Here is a 17,300-nt window from a genome sequence, read left to right as displayed (position 1 = left end):
GCTTGGCAGGCCGGCACAGCAGATTTGCCGGATCCTCGCGACGGCCTCTGACTGCTTGCACTCCATGGCCGCAATTACAGGCCGGCGCACGCCGGTTGGCAATTTTCTACTTGGGCCGAATGGTCATCGAAGGGCACCCTCCAGAGGGTTGGAATCGGCCTTCGACAACCGACACCGGCGGCCGAGCCGCGGTACGTGCCTGAGTGCGCGTCGCCGGCGTCAAGAGCGGCAGCGCAAGCAGGGCGCAGCCGCTGGCTGCGAACCATACAAGCGGCCAGCCCTGAATCGCGAGCAGGTGCGGAATGGAAAGCGGTGCAAGAAAGCACACGGCGAACACGCCGGTATTGACCATCCCCAGCGCTGTGCCGGCGCGCCCCGCACCGGATAGCGTGGCCAGTTCCGTGTATGCCACGCCGTGCCAGGCGGACACGCATACGCCGCTGACCGTCAGCAAGACAATCAGCCCCGTACGAACGATCGATGAGCCGAGGATCGCAGATTCGCCCAGCATGGCGGTGGCGCCCAGCGCCGCAAACAGCAGCACCGTCAAAAAGCCGCAAGCGCGCAGGTACGCCGGCCTGTTCTTCCGGCGGTCTGTCCAGCGGCCGCTCCAAACGCGCATCACCATCGCGCCTGCCTGCACGGTCGTCATCGCCGCGCTGATGGCCGCCAGGCCGACGCGTCCGAAGTCGTGCAGGAATACCGTGCCGAACGACAGCAGCGCGAACTGCGGCGCGCACAGGATCCCGATGCCAGCCACGAGCCGCCACACACGGGCGTCGTGCAAAGGCCCGGCGCGTCCCGCGGGTCGCACATGCGAAACGAGCGGAGCGTCCGCTGCCACTGGCGGTTCGTGCACCCATGCCATCGCCAGCAGTGCGCCCAGCATGCACAACACAGCCAACAGGCTGTACATCGCGCCAAAGCCGAAGTGCAGCGCGACCATGGGAAGCACCAAGGCACCTATGCCGCCGCCGAGGGGCACTGCTGTCTGCCGGATGCTCATGGCCAGCCCACGTTCGCCGTCCGCGAACCAGCCCATCACCGCGCGGCCACTGGCGCCATTGACGCTTCCGCCAAACACACCGACGAGAAGCAGACCTGCACCGAGCCAGCCCAGTCCAGGCACATGGCCCGATGCCGGCGCCCCGAAGAGCGCGAGCGCGAACAGCGCGGTCGCTGTCGCACCAAGACCCGTCAACAACACGGGCCTGTCGCCCCATCGATCCGTCAGCAAGCCCCAGGGCAATTCGCTGACGGCAATGCCGAGGCCCATGAGCCCCAGCACCAGGCCGAGCGCGGCGTCGTCGAGCCGATAGCCGGAGCGCATGACGACCGCCGTCATCGGGATGCCGCTGAAGGCGGTGGAAAAGGCCGCATTGGCGCCCACCCCGGCGGCGAGGACTTTCCAGCGATGCCGGGGCGAAGAGAGAGGGTCGATGGATGTCATGCCGGTCAGTTTCGGGAAAATTGACCATTTTGAAAATCAGAAAATATTTCGATGACAATCCACAAAAACAGGATGATTGCAAATGGCCCAGGTAATGTTCGATCTCGACGTGCTGCGCAGTTTTTCTACCGGCGTGGCACTCGGCAGCTACGCGCGTGCGGCCGACAGGCTGGGGCGCTCCACGTCGGCGGTCAGTGCGCAACTCAAGAAGTTGGAGGCGCAAGCCGGGACACCACTCCTGCGCAAGGCCGGGCGCGGCCTTGCGCTGACAGACGCGGGCGAGACCATGCTGGCCTATGCGCACCGCCTGCTGGAAATCAATGACGAAGCAGCCGCCGCAATGCGGGGTGTCGACCTCGAGGGCTGGGTTCGCCTCGGGCTTCAGGAGGACCTTGGAGAGAACGTCTTGCCAGGTGTGCTTGGTCGCTTTGCCCGCGCGCATCCCAAGGTGCGCATCGAAGTCTGCGTCGCGCGCAGTGCCGAGTTGCGCGAACGGCTCGAACTCGGCGAACTCGACCTCGCGCTGATGTGGGAGGTGGAGGGCGGGCCCTCGCTGGCGCACGGCGAACGCCTCGCGCGTTTGCCGCTGCAGTGGATCGGGCCAGCCGCGGCCGAATTGCTCGACGTGTCCTGGTGGACGCAGCAGCAGCGCGCCGGTGGTTCACGCAAGACCAAGGAAGCCTTGCCGCTGGTGCTGCTCGATGCACCGTGCCCGTTGCGCGACATCGTCACGTCGATGCTCGACCGGGCAGGCATTGCGTGGCGACACGCCTTCACCAGCGCCAGCCTTGCCGCACTCTGGGCCGCCACGTCGGCCGGCCTGGGCTTGTCGGTGCGAACGCCGCTCGGCTTGCCGCCACACGTGCGCGTGCTGGATTGCGCGGGCACCCGACTGCCGACATTGCCGTCACTCGCGCTAGCCATGTACCGGGCGCAGGCAGAGCCCGAGGCGCCGGTCGCGCGATTGGCCAAACTGCTGCGCGAAGCTATCGCAGCAAGCACGGGCGATACGCGAACCTGAAGCGCGCCTCGTAGCTCACCGGACTGGTCACGCACCCGCCTCCACTGCCGTGACGGCGCCCCGCAACCCGCTGCTCGAGCGGATGATGAACTTCTCGAGTTCGACAACGAGGAAGAAAACGAAGCCACCCGCAATGAGCCACGGCCACGCGTAGAAAGGGATCGCCTCGTTGTCAAACAGCCGCTGGAACGGTGTCGCGTAGGTGAAGAGCAATTGCAGGACCACCACTGCGCCGATGCCGAGCGGCAGGTACTTGTTGCCGAAGTGCGCCTTGATCGACAGCGCGTTGTCGAGCAGGTAGCGGCTGTTCAGGAGGTAGAAGCACTGCCCGATGGTGATTGCGTTGACTGCGACGGTGCGGGCGAGCGCGTCCGATGCACCTTGCCCCTTCATCCAGAAAAACGCCCCCAGCGTGAACACAAGCAGCGCCAGCCCCACGAAGATGACGCGCCAGACCCCGAAGCCGGTGAGGATCGGACGGTCGACCGCACGCGGCCGCCGGGTCATCACGTCGGCCTCGTGCGGCTCGAAGCAGATCACCAGTCCGAGCGCGACGGAGGTGACCATGTTGACCCACAGGACCTGCGGCGCGGTGATCGGCAGGGTGAAACCGAGGAAGATCGCCACCGCGATCACCAGCGCCTGGGCGAAATTCGTGGGGAACAGAAACAGGATGGCCTTCTCGATGTTGTTGTAGACGGTCCGTCCCTCCTTCACCGCCGCGCCGATCGACGCGAAATTGTCGTCGGCGAGAATCATCTCGGCCGCCTCCTTGGTCACCTCGGTGCCCTTGATGCCCATCGCAACGCCGATGTCGGCCTTCTTGAGCGCCGGCGCGTCGTTCACGCCGTCGCCGGTCATTGCCACGATCTGCCTGTTCGACTGGATCGCCTTGACCAGACGCAGCTTGTGCTCAGGGCTCGCGCGCGCGAAGTCCGCGCGTTTTCCGGGTCATTGCGCTTCCTGCGCCGTCCGAGAGGGAGCGCAGCCAGATTTATTTCCAGCGGTACTTCGAGCACTTTCCCGCAGCGGGAGAGATCGTGATTTTTGACCGGAGCTGGTACAACCGTGCGGGCGTCGAAAGGGTGATGGGATTCTGTACCGACGACCAATACCATCGCTTTCTCAGACTCTGTCCGGCCTGGGAGAAGGACATCATCGATTCCGGACTCACCCTGATCAAATACTGGTTCGATGTCAGCAAGGAAGAACAGACCCGCCGGTTTTCGGAGCGCATCAACGACCCCCGGAAAATCTGGAAGCTGAGTCCCATGGATCTGGAGTCGCACCGGCGCTGGTACGACTATTCGCGCGCGCGCGATGCCATGTTCGCTGCGACCGACACAAAGATATCGCCGTGGTTCGTTGTCGACGCCGACGACAAGCGACGCGCCCGCCTGAACTGCATCGCGCATTTTCTGAGCCTGGTCCCCTATCAGGGAATCGATTTCCCAGAGGTCGATCTTCCCCCCAGGCAGAAGGCGAAGGGATACAGAGAGCCGGAATATGCCTACAACCGCGTCCCGGACAAGTACTGAAGTGCCTATGGGGTCATCGAGTACTTTGCGCAAATCGCCACGCAGAGTTCCTCAAAATGGACAACCCCGGTCGATCTCCTTGCCGATCTTGTGGCGCATGAAGACAACGATCCCAGCGGCGCCCATCGCCAACGCAACCCACCCGAGCGTTCCCATCATCGATCCTTGCTTGTGTCGCAGAAGCCCTCAACGCCAAGGCGTCGATAGGCGTTGACCGAGCGACGACGTGTCAAGGCCTCGTTCTGAAATTCCGGGGCTGGGGGGCGCTCACGTTGAATCTGGCGGCGTTCGCTACACATTGAGGCCCGGAGCGGGCACGGCGCCGAACGGTCCGCCCGATACGTCGCCGATTGACGAAACGTCACGCCACGCCGCCGCTTCAGCGAGCGGGGATCCTGCGCGACCGGTGAGCAACAGCGCGTGCGTTTGCGAAAAGCGGTTCCATTCGGACACACCGAAGATCTCCATCGGACCGCGTAGGCGCATCCCCACGAGTGCCGACAGCGAATAGTCGCTCCACGATGAAAAGTGTGAACGCGCCAGCGCGGCAACGTCTTGAAGAATGGCTTGCGCATCGTCGCGCGGCAGATAGTCGACCTTGTAACCGAGGCGCACCAGGTAAGCCAGTTGCTGGATGTCCCAAGCCAGCACGCTGATCTGATCGTGCGTGAGCAGGTCGAAGTGTCCAGCGGGAACGCGCGGCGTCACGAATTCCGGATGCTCGACGTTCGTCCGTGGTCTTGCAGTCGGGAGTGCCCTGCGGATCTGCGAATCGCCCAGGCGCCGCAACTGGGTCTCGAGTTCGACCCGGTACGTGGGCATGGAATCCACGCCCCAATGGATAGCGAGGCTCTCGCGTGCCTGTTCGTCGGGCAGGGCGCTGCCGAGCTGATTGAAGTCATCGTGCAACAGCAGCGCGAAGTTGGCGCTGAGCATGGACTGAAACAGCTGCTCGCGAGACATCGGTTCCGTTGGCTCGAAGCGGATCATCCGGCCACGGTGCGCGGACGATAGACCTGGCCATGAATAGACCAGGGCGCACAAAACGACTGGCACCAGAGACACCAAGGCGATCAGCCCCATCAGGAGAGCTCCGGTACCGACAGCTGGATCCGGGCCCTGCGCTTCCCGATGCCCGGACTGCGCCAATTCAAGTGCCCGAAAGCCCGCCTCCCATCAATCGTCAATTCAGTCCGTCCCATGTTTTTTGCAAATAGATTCAAAGGGCGTCGATTCTGATTTGATCGACTCTCGGAATCCATCAGCAAATTCTCTGGAGGTCATCAGAAATTTCTTTTCCAATGACGATCGCTAATGCTTGGGCTTCAGATTCGGACGATCCCAACGACTTGGCGGAACATTGGCCTGTGAACTACTGCGCAATTCATCCCAATGATTGTCAAAATTAGAAGCTTCGCACGGGATGGATCAGAAGTTTCTGCGTGGGACAAAGAAATTTCCCTCGTCATTCGGAGATGTGTCGCGGTTCAATTTATGGAAAATTGAACCGGCTGGATGCGCAATAGCGGTAATCGCGCAACGGTTTATCCAATCGCACAATTTCTGCGCGAATTGCCGCCAACAATTCGCGCCCGAATCATTCACTGAGTTTCAATTCAATGCAGCCCAAAGTAAGCGACATGTACTCAGTTGTGGTGGTCGACGACCATCCCGCAATCTGCCTCGCGGTCAAGGCGACGCTCGAGGCGAGCGGCGAATTCGAGGTGGTGGGCGAAGCCGCCTCCGGACAGCCCGCTCTCGCGATCATTCGCGAGAAGTTGCCGACTCTCGTGATCCTCGATCTGGACCTTCCCGGAATGAGCGGTCTCAACCTCATCGGGCGCATCCGGGCCGAGCATCCCGATATCAAGTTGCTGGTGTTGTCGGCGCAGCAGGAAACCATCTTCGCGACGCGCACGATGCAGGCCGGTGCCGGCGGCTTCCTCAGCAAGGGCGACGACATGCGCAAGGTGGCGGAAGCCGCCAAGTCGGTGGTGGCGGGCTACAGCGTGTTTCCGACTTCCGCCATCGTGTCGTTCACGAACACCGGCGCGTCGCCCCTGTCGAACCTGACGGATCGCGAGCTGACGGTCATGCAGCATCTCGCACGCGGAATGAACAACCGGGAAATCGGCGACCTCCTTCTCGTCAGCAACAAGACCGTCAGCACTTTCAAGGCACGGATCTTCGACAAGCTCGGCATCTCCACCATCGTCGAGCTGGTCGATATCGCGCGCAGGCATCAACTGATCACATGAAGAAGCCCGCTGGTATCCGAGCTGCCTGCTGTTGCTGCACCCCCCGGTGACCGACTGGAGCCATTACTACCGCTGGGGCTCCGGGGCCGGCGCGGTGCTGCTCGTGTGTCTCGGCATCTTCGCCATCTGGAACCGCTCGCTGCGCAAGCAGATGCGCAGAACGCTCGCCGTGAAGAAGAAGCTCCGTGAAGAACTTGCCTTCCGCCAGGCGATGCTCGACGGCATGCCTCACGCCATCGCCGTTCGCGACCGCGACCTGAGACTGACGCTGTGCAACGAGGCATTCAGGCGCGGCTGCAGCGCTTCCGAGGACACGCTGTTGGGCAAGAAGCTCACCGAGCTTCCACTTGGAACACAAAACCCGGAGGTCGCCGAGGCGATGGAGCGGCGGTATCGCAAGGTCTTCGACGAACGCTTGCCCGTGAGCGGAGACATCGACCTGACGTTCGGCGGCAAGGCGCAGAAGGTTTTTCACTGGGCCGCGCCGATCTCTCTCGATGACGGAGGCTCGCCCGTCGCCGTGGTGGCCGGCGTCGTCGACATGACCCAGCGCTACGACCTGCTCGAACTGGTCGAGTCCGCCCGCACCAAGGCCGAGACGGCGGACCGGGCGAAGTCGAATTTCCTCGCGACCATGAGTCATGAGATTCGCAGCCCGATGAACGCCGTGATGGGCACGCTCGAACTGCTGCTGCGCAAGGGACATCTCGACGCGCAAGACAAGGAATCCATCGAGCTGGCTCACGGCTCTGCCAAGTCCGTGCTCGAACTGATCGACGACATCCTGGACATCTCCAAGATCGAGGCAGGCGGGCTGGAGATCGTGCCGCAGCCCACGCAGCTTCGGCGCATCGTCAGCGACGTCGCACGCGTCTTCGACAGCCTCGCGCGCCAACGCGGGCTGTCGATCGAGGTGGCGTTCGATCCTGCCATTTCGACGTGGCACGAGGCCGACCCCTTGCGCTTCCGACAGATCGTCAACAACCTCGTCAGCAACGCGATCAAATACACGGACAGCGGCGGCATCCGGGTGCGCCTTGCCCACGCGGGCAGGACCGGCGATGTCGAGGCGATCTCGCTCGAAGTCGAGGACACCGGCATCGGGATCGCTGCGGAAGACGTTCCCTATCTGTTCCGGGCGTTCTTCCAGGCCGAATCGGCAGGGCCGCGCACCAACGGGGGTACGGGGCTCGGGCTGCCCATCGTTCAGCGCCTCTGCCTGAAGATGAACGGCCGGATTTCCGTGGACAGCGAGCCGGGGCGTGGCACCTGCGTGCGTGTGGCCCTTGAACTGCCCGTGCTGGCCCCGCCCGTGCCGGCGATCCTGGGCGAGCCCGAAGCGCTCCCGAGGCTGCACAAGCGCGGTCGCTACAACATCCTCGTGGTCGACGACCACCCGGCGAATCGACTGCTGCTCCAGCGCCAGCTGGAGCATCTCGGATTTCGCTGCGCGACCGCGGACAACGGCGAGGCGGCGCTCCGGATGTGGCGCGACGATGTGTTCGATCTGGTCATCACCGATTGCTCGATGCCGGTCATGGACGGCTACCAATTGACCGCAGCCATCCGTACCCAGGAACATCGGCGGCGCTTGCCACCCGGTCCCGTGCTCGGCTGCACGGCACACGCGCAAGAAGAAGACCGGCGCCATGCCCTGTCCGTGGGCATGGATGAGTGTCTGATCAAGCCTGTCGGCATCGACGAACTGCTTCAGGCGCTCGTTCGCCACCTGCCTGGCGAGGGCGATCTCTTGAACCTGGCGTCGGAGTCGTCCGTGGCGCGTCGGGACGAGCCTTTCGACGCGGGATCGCTGAAAGCCTGTTCGGGTGGCGATGACGCGGTGGAAGCCAGCTTCCTCGATGCATTGCTGCGGACCAATCTCAGCGACCTGATCGAATTGCAGGCGCTGGCCCGGTCCGGCGCATTTCGCGATGCGGCCGCTTGCGCGCACCGGATCAAGGGTGCGGCAGGCATCGTGAAGGCCGGCCAGGTCGTGCGTGGATGCGAGGAAATCGAAGCGGCGTCCAAGTCGGGGGACAGGGAAGAAATGGCCGCGGCAGTCCAAAGGTTGAGTGCGGCCCTGCAGCAGCTCAACGAGGCCATTTCGGCGCAACTGCGGAGCTACGCGGTACCCGCGCCATAGTCGGCTCGAGGCCGTCGTCACTCCTTCGAAAGAAGGACCCCGCCAGGATTTGCAAAGTGGTAGTCTGACGCCAGCTTCGCGTCCCAGGTTGCGTTCCGGCTGCCGTGGCCTTCGGGATATTCGCTCGGTATTGCAGGCAGCCCGGGAGACACCTGAATGCGCGCGCTCTGGATCGAAGACCACCAACTCGTCGGGGATTCCTTCGAGCTCCTGCTTCAATTGATCATGCCCGACGCCTCGCTCGACAAGGCGCGGGATCTCGAAAGCGCCAAGCGCCTGATCGAGACCTTTCCGTACGAACTGGTCCTGCTCGACTGGTGGCTGGGCACGCAGGACGGCGAAACCTCCATCCGTGCCCTGCGCGAGACGAACAGCCATACCCCCATCATCGTTGTCTCCGGCGACGACCGCGACGTCGTCATGGACCGGGCGCTCGCCCTCGGCGCTGCCGGCTATGTCTCGAAAGGCGCCGACCCTGCCGCGCTGCTCGACGCGGTTCGCGTGGCCCTTCGCGGCGGGGTCAGCCGCCCCCCACGACACGCCGGCCGTGCAGGCGAGGGACCGCCCAGCGGCGTCGTGCATCCCATCGATGTCGAGGCCCTCTATCCCGAATTGACGCCCCGCCAGGCGGAGGTCTTCCGCGCGCTGATGCGGGGCACATCGGACAAGCAGATCGCGCGCGATCTCGACATTTCCGACACCACGGTGAAGACGCATGTGCGGGCCATCCTTCAGATCGTGGGCGTACACAAGCGGGGAGAAGCAGCGCACGAGGCTCGCGTCAGGGGCGCAGGTGATCACTGACGCGAGCGTCGGCCTGCCGGCCGCGGAACTCACACCGCTCGTCGAAGCCGAGCAGGCGCGGCTGTCGATCCAGCAGCTCCGGCGTCTGCTGGTGCCGCTTCTCTTCGCGGACGGCTTCGTGACATGGGTCGCCCTGCAGGCCGGACTCGGCGCCTATGCATGGATCTGGTTCGGAATCATGGCGACGGCACACGTGATCCGGGTCGTCTACTTGCTGTGGCTCGGCGAGCCGGGTCGCGTCACGCCGGCGCAATGGCTCTCGCGCTCGGCCGCCGCCATGGTCGTGCTGGCCGTTCTGCGCGCCGGCGTGGTGCTGATGATCTTCGCCCGGCCGGTGAGCGAGTTGCACTACGTGCTGACGATGATCTTCGTCGGCAGCGCCGTGGGCGCAATCTCGCCTGTGACCGGACATCTGCGCAGCTACGTGGGCTGGGCGGCGATCCTCGGTGGCACGTTGTCGATCGCGTGGCTCACACGCGGAACGATCGAAGGCACGGCCATCGCGACGCTGCTGGTGCTTCTGTTCACGGTGCTCACGTTCTATGTGCGCGACGAAGGACGGACCCTGGTCACCCTGGTCACCTTGTCGGAATCGCTGCGCCGCGAACGCGACCGGGCGGAAAAGGCGAGCGAAGCCAAGACCCGATTCTTCGCCGCCGCGAGCCACGATCTGCGGCAACCGCTCACGGCCCTGTCGTACAACGCGGCGACCGTGCAGGAGCTCGCACGCCTGAGCGGCGACGAGATGCTGGACAAGGTAGGGCAGGGCATCCGCCGCGCCTTGTCGGAAAGCAGTTCGCTGCTCGACAGCCTGCTCGAAGTCTCCAAGCTCGACGCCGGGGCGGTGCGCGCGGAGTCGCAGGAAGTCGACGTGATGCAACTGCTGGCCCACACCTGCGAAACCTTCACGCCGGTCGCGCATGCGGCAGATCTGGATCTGCGGTGCCTCGGCGGCCATCACAAGGGCCTGTGGGTGCGCACCGACGTGGCGCTGCTGCGCCGGATCGTGCAGAACCTCGTGGGCAATGCGATCAAGTTCACCCGCGAAGGCCACGTGTCGATCGAGGCTTTCGCGGACGGCGCCAACGAAGAGAAAGTGTGTATCCGCGTGTCCGACACGGGACCCGGCATTCCGATCGAGGCGCAGGCGCATGTGTTCGAGGAGTTCTATCAGGTCGGCAACCCCGAACGCAATCGCAGCCGCGGACTGGGGCTCGGCCTGGCGATCGTGCGGCGCATCGCCGACCTTCTCGCGGTCCAGGTGACGATGAACAGCGCGCCGGGGCAGGGCGCGGTGTTCGAGATCTCGCTACCCCGAATTCCATCGCCCGCGCGCGCGGGCGCGGAACTCCATCGCGCCGCCGCGGCGTTCGACCCGGCCAGTGTGCGCAGGCGGGTCCTCTTCATCGACGACGAGCCCGAGATCCGGGAATCGTTGACCACTTTGCTGTCCACGCTCGGCTGGGAGGTGCGCTCGGCGAGCGACCAAAAGGAAGCCGAGCAGATTCATGAGGGGGGCTTCGCGCCCGACGTGCTGCTCATCGACTTCCGCTTGCGCGACAACGCATCCGGTCTCGACGCATGGGAGGCGTTGAAGCGTCGCGGTTGCGATGCGCCGGGGCTGATGATCACGGGCGAGACCGAACCGAGGCGCATCGCCGATGCGCGAAAAGCCGGCATCACGGTGCTCTACAAGCCTGTGGACGGCGTGCAGCTGATCCAGGCCATGGGTCGCGCCGTCGAAGCGGGTCGCGGACCTATGAAAGCTGAATCGTTCGCCTGACCTTGCCCTCGGCGCCGTCGAACTCCACATCGAGGCGCCAGGAGGAAGCCCCGGTCCGGCAAGGCCGGACGATCGTGAAGCCGTCGCCGCTGTGGGGAAAGAAGGTCGTGACGCGGCACACGAATCGCCGCTTGCCCGCACCGGTGCCGTGGTCGAACGCGAAGCAATCGGGCGACGCGAAGTCCGCTGCCGAGGAATTGGCAAAGGTGTAGGGCGCATACAGCGCCGAACTGTGGATGGAATGGATGGTGACCACCTTGCCCGGCGAGTCGACGCATTCGATCGTGATCGTCGCGAGCATGGACAGGTGCTCGTCGCCGGACAGGAAGACCATCCGCTGCGCATTCGCGTCGTACACCCACGCCAGCAGATCGTGCAGCGAATTCGGGTATCCCGACCACGAATCCGTCTGCAGGGCCAACCCCATGCATTCGCTGGTGACGGCGCATCTCTGCATCGACAGGTAGCGCGGCAGAAGGATCGATGACGAGACGACGAAGCTGGGGTGGTCCTGGGGGCCCTGCTGCTGGATCCAATTGAACAGATCCTTCGGCTGGTCCGGTCCCAGGATGGTGGCCGTGCCGTCTCTCAGGTTTTCGATCGTCCGGCCCGTTCGCTGTGTGCGGACGTCGGTGAAGAAAAACGGGTAGCCGTGCACCTCCGTCGCTGCCCACAACGGCTTGTTCCGCTTGTTCTGCGTGTTCTGTTCGCTGTTCAACCTCTTCCGGATCGACAGCGGCCACATGCTCCGTTGCCGCTCCACGTACTGGTCCCGAGCCTGCTTGATCTCGTCCTGGATTTCGTCATGGCCGAAGCCACGAGGCCGGGGCTCCCAGTTGTCGGACACTTCGTGATCGTCGAGCATCGGGAAGATGTCGGTGCCGGCCACGCGCAGCACGCGCTGCAAGCCGGCATTGAGCATGAAGGCCTCGTACGCGAACGCGAGCCGTTCGAGCAGCTTGCTGGGATCGAAAAGCCCCGCCGTGCGGTCCACGTACACCTGGTCGCCCGTCAGCACGGTGAACCGGATCGAGGGGTCGATCTCCAGGCGCTCGCCCAGTCGCCAGAGCGATCGTTCCGAGGGACCGATGTAGCGGTCGTCCAGCGCGCGGCTCCTCACCCGGACGCTGCCGTCGAGCATGCCGGCGGGGTATTGGCAACTGCTGACCGCAAAGGCGGCGTGTGTATTCGCCTCATACGCGGCAGCGCCGTGGCGGGTCACGACGCCGCCTTCGAGCGAGACCGGCTCCTTGTGATCGACGATTTCGTCGTAGTCCATATCGCCGCGGATGGCCGTCTGCGGATGAATCAACAGGAGTACCGCGCGATCGGCGCCCGGCGGCCAGGTCGGCGTGGCGGTCACGATGCCGTCGGCGGAAACACCGGTCACGACCTCTTCGGCGTCGATTCGGCGGACATCGGGCAGATCGATGGGCCGCCCATCCTGCAGAATCTTCCATTGATCGTCGTACCGCTCGACCCGCATGAGGACGGCCCGCGCCGGGACGCCATTGCGCTGGTCGAAACTCACCCGGCAGGTGAGCTTCTCGTCATCGAGGCTGGGCGGCGCTGCGAAGGACCTCGGCGGCAGCACCTTGTGCAGCAGCGCTCGAGGGGTCAACCCGGGGTTCGTGGTCATGGCTCGATTCCTTCGACAAGAATTTGCAGATGGCGCGATAGACGATCGGCGCATGGCCGCCGATCAGGCTGTCCTGATGGCCCATGTCCTGGAACTCCATCGACTGCCCTCCGCAGTGCGCATCGTTGAGCAGATCGACCATCCTCCGGCGTGTCGCGATGTCGAGCAGCCCGTTGTCGGTGCTGTGCAGGCACAGCGTTCGGTGCGTGGGTTCCTCCGTCTGCCAGACCTTGGCGATACGGCTTGGCACCATGCATGCGCCGTTGCCGCGACGATCGGTCACCACGCCGTAGCGTGCGAATGCGATGACCTGGGCGACGGTCTGCAGATTCATCGGCCCGAAGAAATCGTCGATGGCCGCGAGCACCGCGTCGGACATGCCGTCGAGCTTGAAGGTGACGCCGTACAGCGCATCCATGCGGTGCCTCGCGCCGACCCAGGGCGTGCGTTCCCAAGGCGGCCACATCGGGTTCTCGCGCACGAAGTCCTCGGGCGGGTAGGGGACCGCCGCGAGCAGGCGGTCGACCATGTCGTCGGCCACGCCCGGCTTGTCGGGCGTGAATTCGAAACTGCCCAGGCCGACGAACTGGCGCAGCCATTGCATGAGATATGCGCGGGCCATGTTGGCCGGCGACATGACCAGCGCGGGGCCCACTTGCGACAGCACCAGCCATCCCAGGCGATCCGGCAGCGCCTTCCGCAGCGCCGGGAAACGGTCGACGCCGTGCTCCACCCGATCCCCGAACAGTCCCAGCGCCAGCATCGCGGCGCCCATGCAGTGCGCGACGATGTCGACGCGCTCCTTGCCGGTGCAGCGGCAGATGTGATCGACGGCGAGCGGAATGTCCTGGCAACCCATCTGCTCGAAGAACCACGGTTCGCGCGCGGTTGGCATGCCGGCACTGCTGCGCAGATCCAGCACCCACACGTCGCGTCCGTCGCGGTGCAGCGCGCCGGCGAGCCCGCCGCCCGGCAGCAGTGGATGGGCGAAGGTGGTGCCGCTGGCGCTGTAGCCATGGATGAGCATCACAGGGTTGGCGTCGCGCCTGGCCCCCGGCCCGTAGCGCGTCAGGCGCAGGCGGACGGGGTCGCCATTCCTGAGCACGTCGACGGTGAGCTCCACGATCTCGGGCGCCGGCAGGCCCTTGATGGCGCCCGGCAGGCGCTGCGCGACACGAGGCTCCGGACGATCGGGAAGCCGGAGCGACCACGCATGCAGCGGCAGCATGACCCGCGACACGTACAGCAGCAGCGACGCGACATCGACCAATGCGCTCGCCTGGTCGGCTTGCGACACGACGCGCACCAGCGGAACGTTGACCGTTCCGAAGTAGGGCAGGTCGACGGCCAGTGGTTTGCACGGGTCCCCGGGGTCGCGATGTGGAAATTCGAGGAGGTCCGCATACATCCACTGGTTGGCCGGATTCGCGGCGCGCTCGTAGGTCAAGCGCTTGACCGCATGGATGCGTTGGCCTTCCCAGTGCATCGGGAGGCCGAGGGACTTCGCCACCTGGTCGGGCTCGAGAAGCTCCAGCTTGTATTCGAGCAGCCTCGTATCAGCCGCGCGCGAGGCGAGGTCGAACACGGATTTGACGAGTGTCCAGATGCTGGTCTTGCGCTTGGGAGCCCTCCCGAGAAGCCTGTCGACCACCGACTGCGTGATGTCGCGCAGTCCGCGATTGCGAAACCATGACCACAGCCCCGAGATCGTGCGAAACAGGCGGCCGGACGGCGAATGACGCATCAAGGTCAGGTTGCCGCTGATAGGTGCTTCAAGAACCAGGTCCTGCGCCGGCGTCCCCGGGTCGGTGGGCGCGCCCAGTGCGATGACGGGCGCTCGGGCCGGCGAGGGCGTGAACAGGCGCACGCGGCTGCGCGTCGTATCGACGACCAGTTGCCGTTTCGAGCGCGCAGCGATCAGATCGGGAATCGGGGTCGGCTTGAACCAGAGCGTGAGTTCCACATCCAGCGGCGTCGACTTGCCGTCGCACTCGACCGTCACGCTTCCCTTCATCTGCTCGGTCATCTCGATGCAGGTCGGCCGGACCGGCCTTGGTGCCGCAGGATCAGTGAACACGGGCCTCGACGGCGTCCAGCCCGCGGGTGGCCGCGGCGAGTGCGTGGTGGCATCCAGTGGGGCGAAACCCCATTCGACGCGCAGTTGCCGGATCGCGCGACGTGCCAGGGTCGCGATCGTCAGCGACGGATTGATGCCGAGCGAAGTCGGCATGATCGAGCCGTCCAGCACGGCCAGTCCCTCGTGTACACCGCCCTTGGCATCGCCCTCGAAGACACGGCCGTATTCGTCGACCACGCCGGTCGCGACGGTCTCCCCCATCGCGCAGCCCCCGAGCGGGTGGACCGTCAGGACCGGCCCGCGAGCCACGCCATAAAGCTGTTCCAGCACGTCAGGCAGGGGACGCCACACGGGATTCGGTAAAACGGCCGCACCCGGAAGATGATGGGCCACCAGGCGCTCGAGGATGTCCTGATGGTGCTCGAAGCTTGGGTCGTCGCGCACCTCCGGCCAAACCACGCCGAGCGTGCCCTGGGTGGCTTTTGGGGTGCCCTTGTTGCCCTTGGTGCCTTCGGGCGCGTCGGGCGGCAGCGAGAGCCGCCCGCTCGCGCTGTCGTGCCCGATCACCGCCACCACCAGGCTGTTGTCGACCGCATCCTTGTCGATGCCGGCGCTGTCGTGCTCGTCCTCACCACCTACATAGCGTCGCGTGTCCGCCGTCGTCAGCGACCGGATGGTGGCCACGGTGGTGGCACTTTCTTCCAGCAGGCGACGCAGCGCCACCGGAATGGCCAGGTCCTGGATCACGACGGGCGAATCGCTTGCCTTGAGCCTCTTGTGCGCTTCGCGCAAGTCGATCATCCGCGTGATCGTCGGTCCGTCCTGATCCACCACGGAGGGCACGGCTGCTGCCTGTCGGTAGATGGTGCTCAGGTTGTCGCCGTTGGTCGAAAAGCGCTCGCCCAGCACGGCCGATACCGCGAGCTTGTCCTTGCGGGCACGCATGAGAAGTTCGGTGGAGCCGAGCGCGCCTGCCGCGAGGATGAGGCACCTCGTGCGCAACACATAGGGCACCCGGATGTGGCGACGCAGCTCGGTATCCGTGTGCGTCACGGAGACCTTCCAGTCGTACTCACCCAGCCTTGCGAAGGTTGTCACCGTCGCGCCGGTCACGATACGCAGCGGCTCCGGATGCCTCGCGCAGGCGTCCGCGATCAAGGTCACGTCGAGCGACAGCTTCGCTCGTTCATTGCAGCCTGTGGCGCAATCGCGGCAACCGGTGCAATGCTTGATGCCTCTCTTCGTGTCGTCCTGCTGTGCCACCGTGATGTCGACGGCATACGCAGATCCTCGTCCCAGCACTGTCATCAAGTCGGAACGACCGGAGAACGCCTGGCTCGACGTCGACTCCAGTTGCCGCCTGACCTGTGTCATCGCAGGCAGGAGATCGGCATCGTTCCTGATGCCATCGGGCCAGCGAGGGTCCTGGAAGACCTCCGGCAGCGGGGCGGCCATGACCCCCGCGTTGATCAGCGAGCCGCCTCCCAGCCCGTTCGCCAGCACCACATTGACGTCCCCGCCGATCCGCAGGTCGAAGAGTCCCGGCGTCTGTCCATGCACCGCGCCGGTTCCTGCGCGGCTGAACCGAACATGGCCCGCCAGATCCCCCATGCGCGACGGAAAGGCGCCCGCGAGGTACTCCTTGCCGCGCTCGAGCATTGCGATGCGCAAAGGCATACCGTCGATTCCCTGGCCTGCAAGTTCGCTCAAGGCCATGGCGCCGCCATAGCCGCTGCCGACGATCACGACATCGAAGTGCGGCTTGTCTTTGGAGTCTTTGGGGTCTTTGCAATGAGGCGTCTCGTACAGCCGCATCTCCTCAGCCAATTCGGCGAGATCGCATGACAGCCATGCCGTGGCACGTTGTTGTTCGTCGTCCATTGCGGGGTCCCTCGCGTGCCTCCGCGCCATCGCGGCGGTGTGCGAGTTCAGCACGGCGAGGTGGCCGCTGTCCATCCGCAAGAAGGAGGAGGCGGGCCGGCCGAAAGACCGGGCAATCGATCATCCGGCAGAGTCCGCCACGCACGGAATCAATGCCCGCGAATCAGGAGACGCGCACGCCCTCGGGCGATTTCAGGCGGACATCTCTTCCAATGTCTTTCCGGCTTCGATGGCTTCCTTGAGCCAACGCGGCCGAGGTCCCATGCCTGACCAGGTGTGGCCGGCATCGTCCCGGTAAAGAACCCGGGACTTCTTCCGTTTCACGGCGGCTCGGCGGCCATTCGGTTTTGCGACCGCGTTGGTCGCGAATTCTTCGAGTGATCGTCCTGCCGCGAGGGCCTCACGCAGCCAGTCCGGTCGCTTGCCAATGCCGCCCCAAGTGCTTCCCTTTCCGTCGGCGTAGCGTACTGCGCGCGCGCCTGCAATGGCTGATCCGCGAGTCTTGCGTTCGGTGGGGATTCTCGCGAACAGTTGTTCAGGAGTCAGTCCGTAATGCTCGATGGCAACACGAATGCGTGCCACCACGCCTTCGATTTCCTTGTCACGCAGTCTTTCGGCCTTGAGTTGCAAAACCTGGATCTGTTTCTGAATCTGGCTGTAGCTCTGAGTCATTAATAATTGCTCCAAATGTGAGTCAATGATAGAG

At 64.7% G+C, this 17,300-nt stretch carries 10 protein-coding genes and 2 pseudogenes; 6 read left to right on the top strand and 6 right to left on the bottom strand.

Annotated elements, in window-relative coordinates; genetic code table 11:
* Positions 1-106: 106 nt before the first annotated feature.
* Positions 107-1,450 carry an MFS transporter gene (locus AC1DHL_RS03855; protein WP_478160714.1) on the bottom strand — a complete coding sequence of 448 codons (1,344 nt, stop codon included), beginning with the start codon at positions 1,448-1,450 and terminating at the stop codon, positions 107-109.
* Positions 1,451-1,532: 82 nt separating this feature from the next.
* Here AC1DHL_RS03855 and AC1DHL_RS03850 point away from each other — a divergent pair, with 82 nt between their 5' ends.
* Entirely contained in the window at positions 1,533-2,471 is a 939-nt protein-coding gene (locus AC1DHL_RS03850; RefSeq protein WP_478100273.1) for a LysR substrate-binding domain-containing protein, read from the top strand.
* A 27-nt stretch (positions 2,472-2,498) separates the two neighbouring features.
* On the opposite strand, the pseudogene AC1DHL_RS03845 reads toward AC1DHL_RS03850, so the two are convergent.
* Positions 2,499-3,404 (bottom strand): annotated as a pseudogene (locus tag AC1DHL_RS03845) (HAD-IC family P-type ATPase); the annotation flags it as partial.
* On the opposite strand from AC1DHL_RS03845, the pseudogene AC1DHL_RS03840 reads away from it, so the two are divergent.
* Positions 3,404-4,009 (top strand): annotated as a pseudogene (locus AC1DHL_RS03840) (polyphosphate kinase 2 family protein); the annotation flags it as partial. The pseudogenes AC1DHL_RS03845 and AC1DHL_RS03840 sit on opposite strands and share 1 nt — an antisense overlap.
* 291 nt (positions 4,010-4,300) lie before the next feature.
* Here the strand turns inward: AC1DHL_RS03840 and AC1DHL_RS03835 are convergent.
* The gene (locus tag AC1DHL_RS03835) at positions 4,301-4,945 is read right to left on the bottom strand and encodes a DUF1266 domain-containing protein (RefSeq protein ID WP_478160712.1); all 645 of its coding nucleotides are present in this window, start codon (positions 4,943-4,945) and stop codon (positions 4,301-4,303) included.
* Between the two features lie 704 nt (positions 4,946-5,649).
* Between AC1DHL_RS03835 and AC1DHL_RS03830 the strand changes: the two genes are divergently transcribed.
* From AC1DHL_RS03830 to AC1DHL_RS03815, 4 genes are all read left to right on the top strand, one after another.
* Positions 5,650-6,267, top strand: a complete 618-nt coding sequence (locus AC1DHL_RS03830) for a response regulator (RefSeq protein WP_478100263.1) — start codon at positions 5,650-5,652, stop codon at positions 6,265-6,267.
* 31 nt (positions 6,268-6,298) lie between these two features.
* On the top strand, positions 6,299-8,410 hold the full coding sequence (locus AC1DHL_RS03825; protein WP_478160710.1) for a response regulator: 2,112 nt from the start codon (positions 6,299-6,301) through the stop codon (positions 8,408-8,410).
* Positions 8,411-8,566: 156 nt separating this feature from the next.
* Positions 8,567-9,214 (top strand): response regulator, encoded by a 648-nt coding sequence (locus AC1DHL_RS03820; RefSeq protein WP_478100259.1) that lies wholly within the window; start codon positions 8,567-8,569, stop codon positions 9,212-9,214.
* The gene (locus AC1DHL_RS03815; RefSeq protein ID WP_478160708.1) at positions 9,204-10,997 is read left to right on the top strand and encodes a sensor histidine kinase; all 1,794 of its coding nucleotides are present in this window, start codon (positions 9,204-9,206) and stop codon (positions 10,995-10,997) included. Before AC1DHL_RS03820 ends, AC1DHL_RS03815 begins: the two co-directional genes overlap by 11 nt.
* Here AC1DHL_RS03815 and AC1DHL_RS03810 read toward each other — a convergent pair.
* The 3 genes from AC1DHL_RS03810 to AC1DHL_RS03800 form a co-directional block, all read right to left on the bottom strand.
* Positions 10,972-12,636: an alkaline phosphatase D family protein gene (locus tag AC1DHL_RS03810; protein ID WP_478160706.1), complete on the bottom strand. Its 1,665-nt coding sequence runs from the start codon at positions 12,634-12,636 to the stop codon at positions 10,972-10,974. The genes AC1DHL_RS03815 and AC1DHL_RS03810 overlap by 26 nt on opposite strands.
* Complete coding sequence (locus AC1DHL_RS03805) at positions 12,548-16,594, bottom strand: GMC oxidoreductase (RefSeq protein WP_478160704.1); 4,047 nt, start codon at positions 16,592-16,594, stop codon at positions 12,548-12,550. Before AC1DHL_RS03805 ends, AC1DHL_RS03810 begins: the two co-directional genes overlap by 89 nt.
* Before the next feature lie 192 nt (positions 16,595-16,786).
* The gene (locus AC1DHL_RS03800) at positions 16,787-17,266 is read right to left on the bottom strand and encodes an H-NS family nucleoid-associated regulatory protein (RefSeq protein ID WP_478100252.1); all 480 of its coding nucleotides are present in this window, start codon (positions 17,264-17,266) and stop codon (positions 16,787-16,789) included.
* Positions 17,267-17,300 lie beyond the last annotated feature (34 nt).

It is taken from the genome of Variovorax sp. 10L426 (genome assembly GCF_056395305.1).
This window is presented reverse-complemented; position numbering and strand designations above follow the sequence as displayed.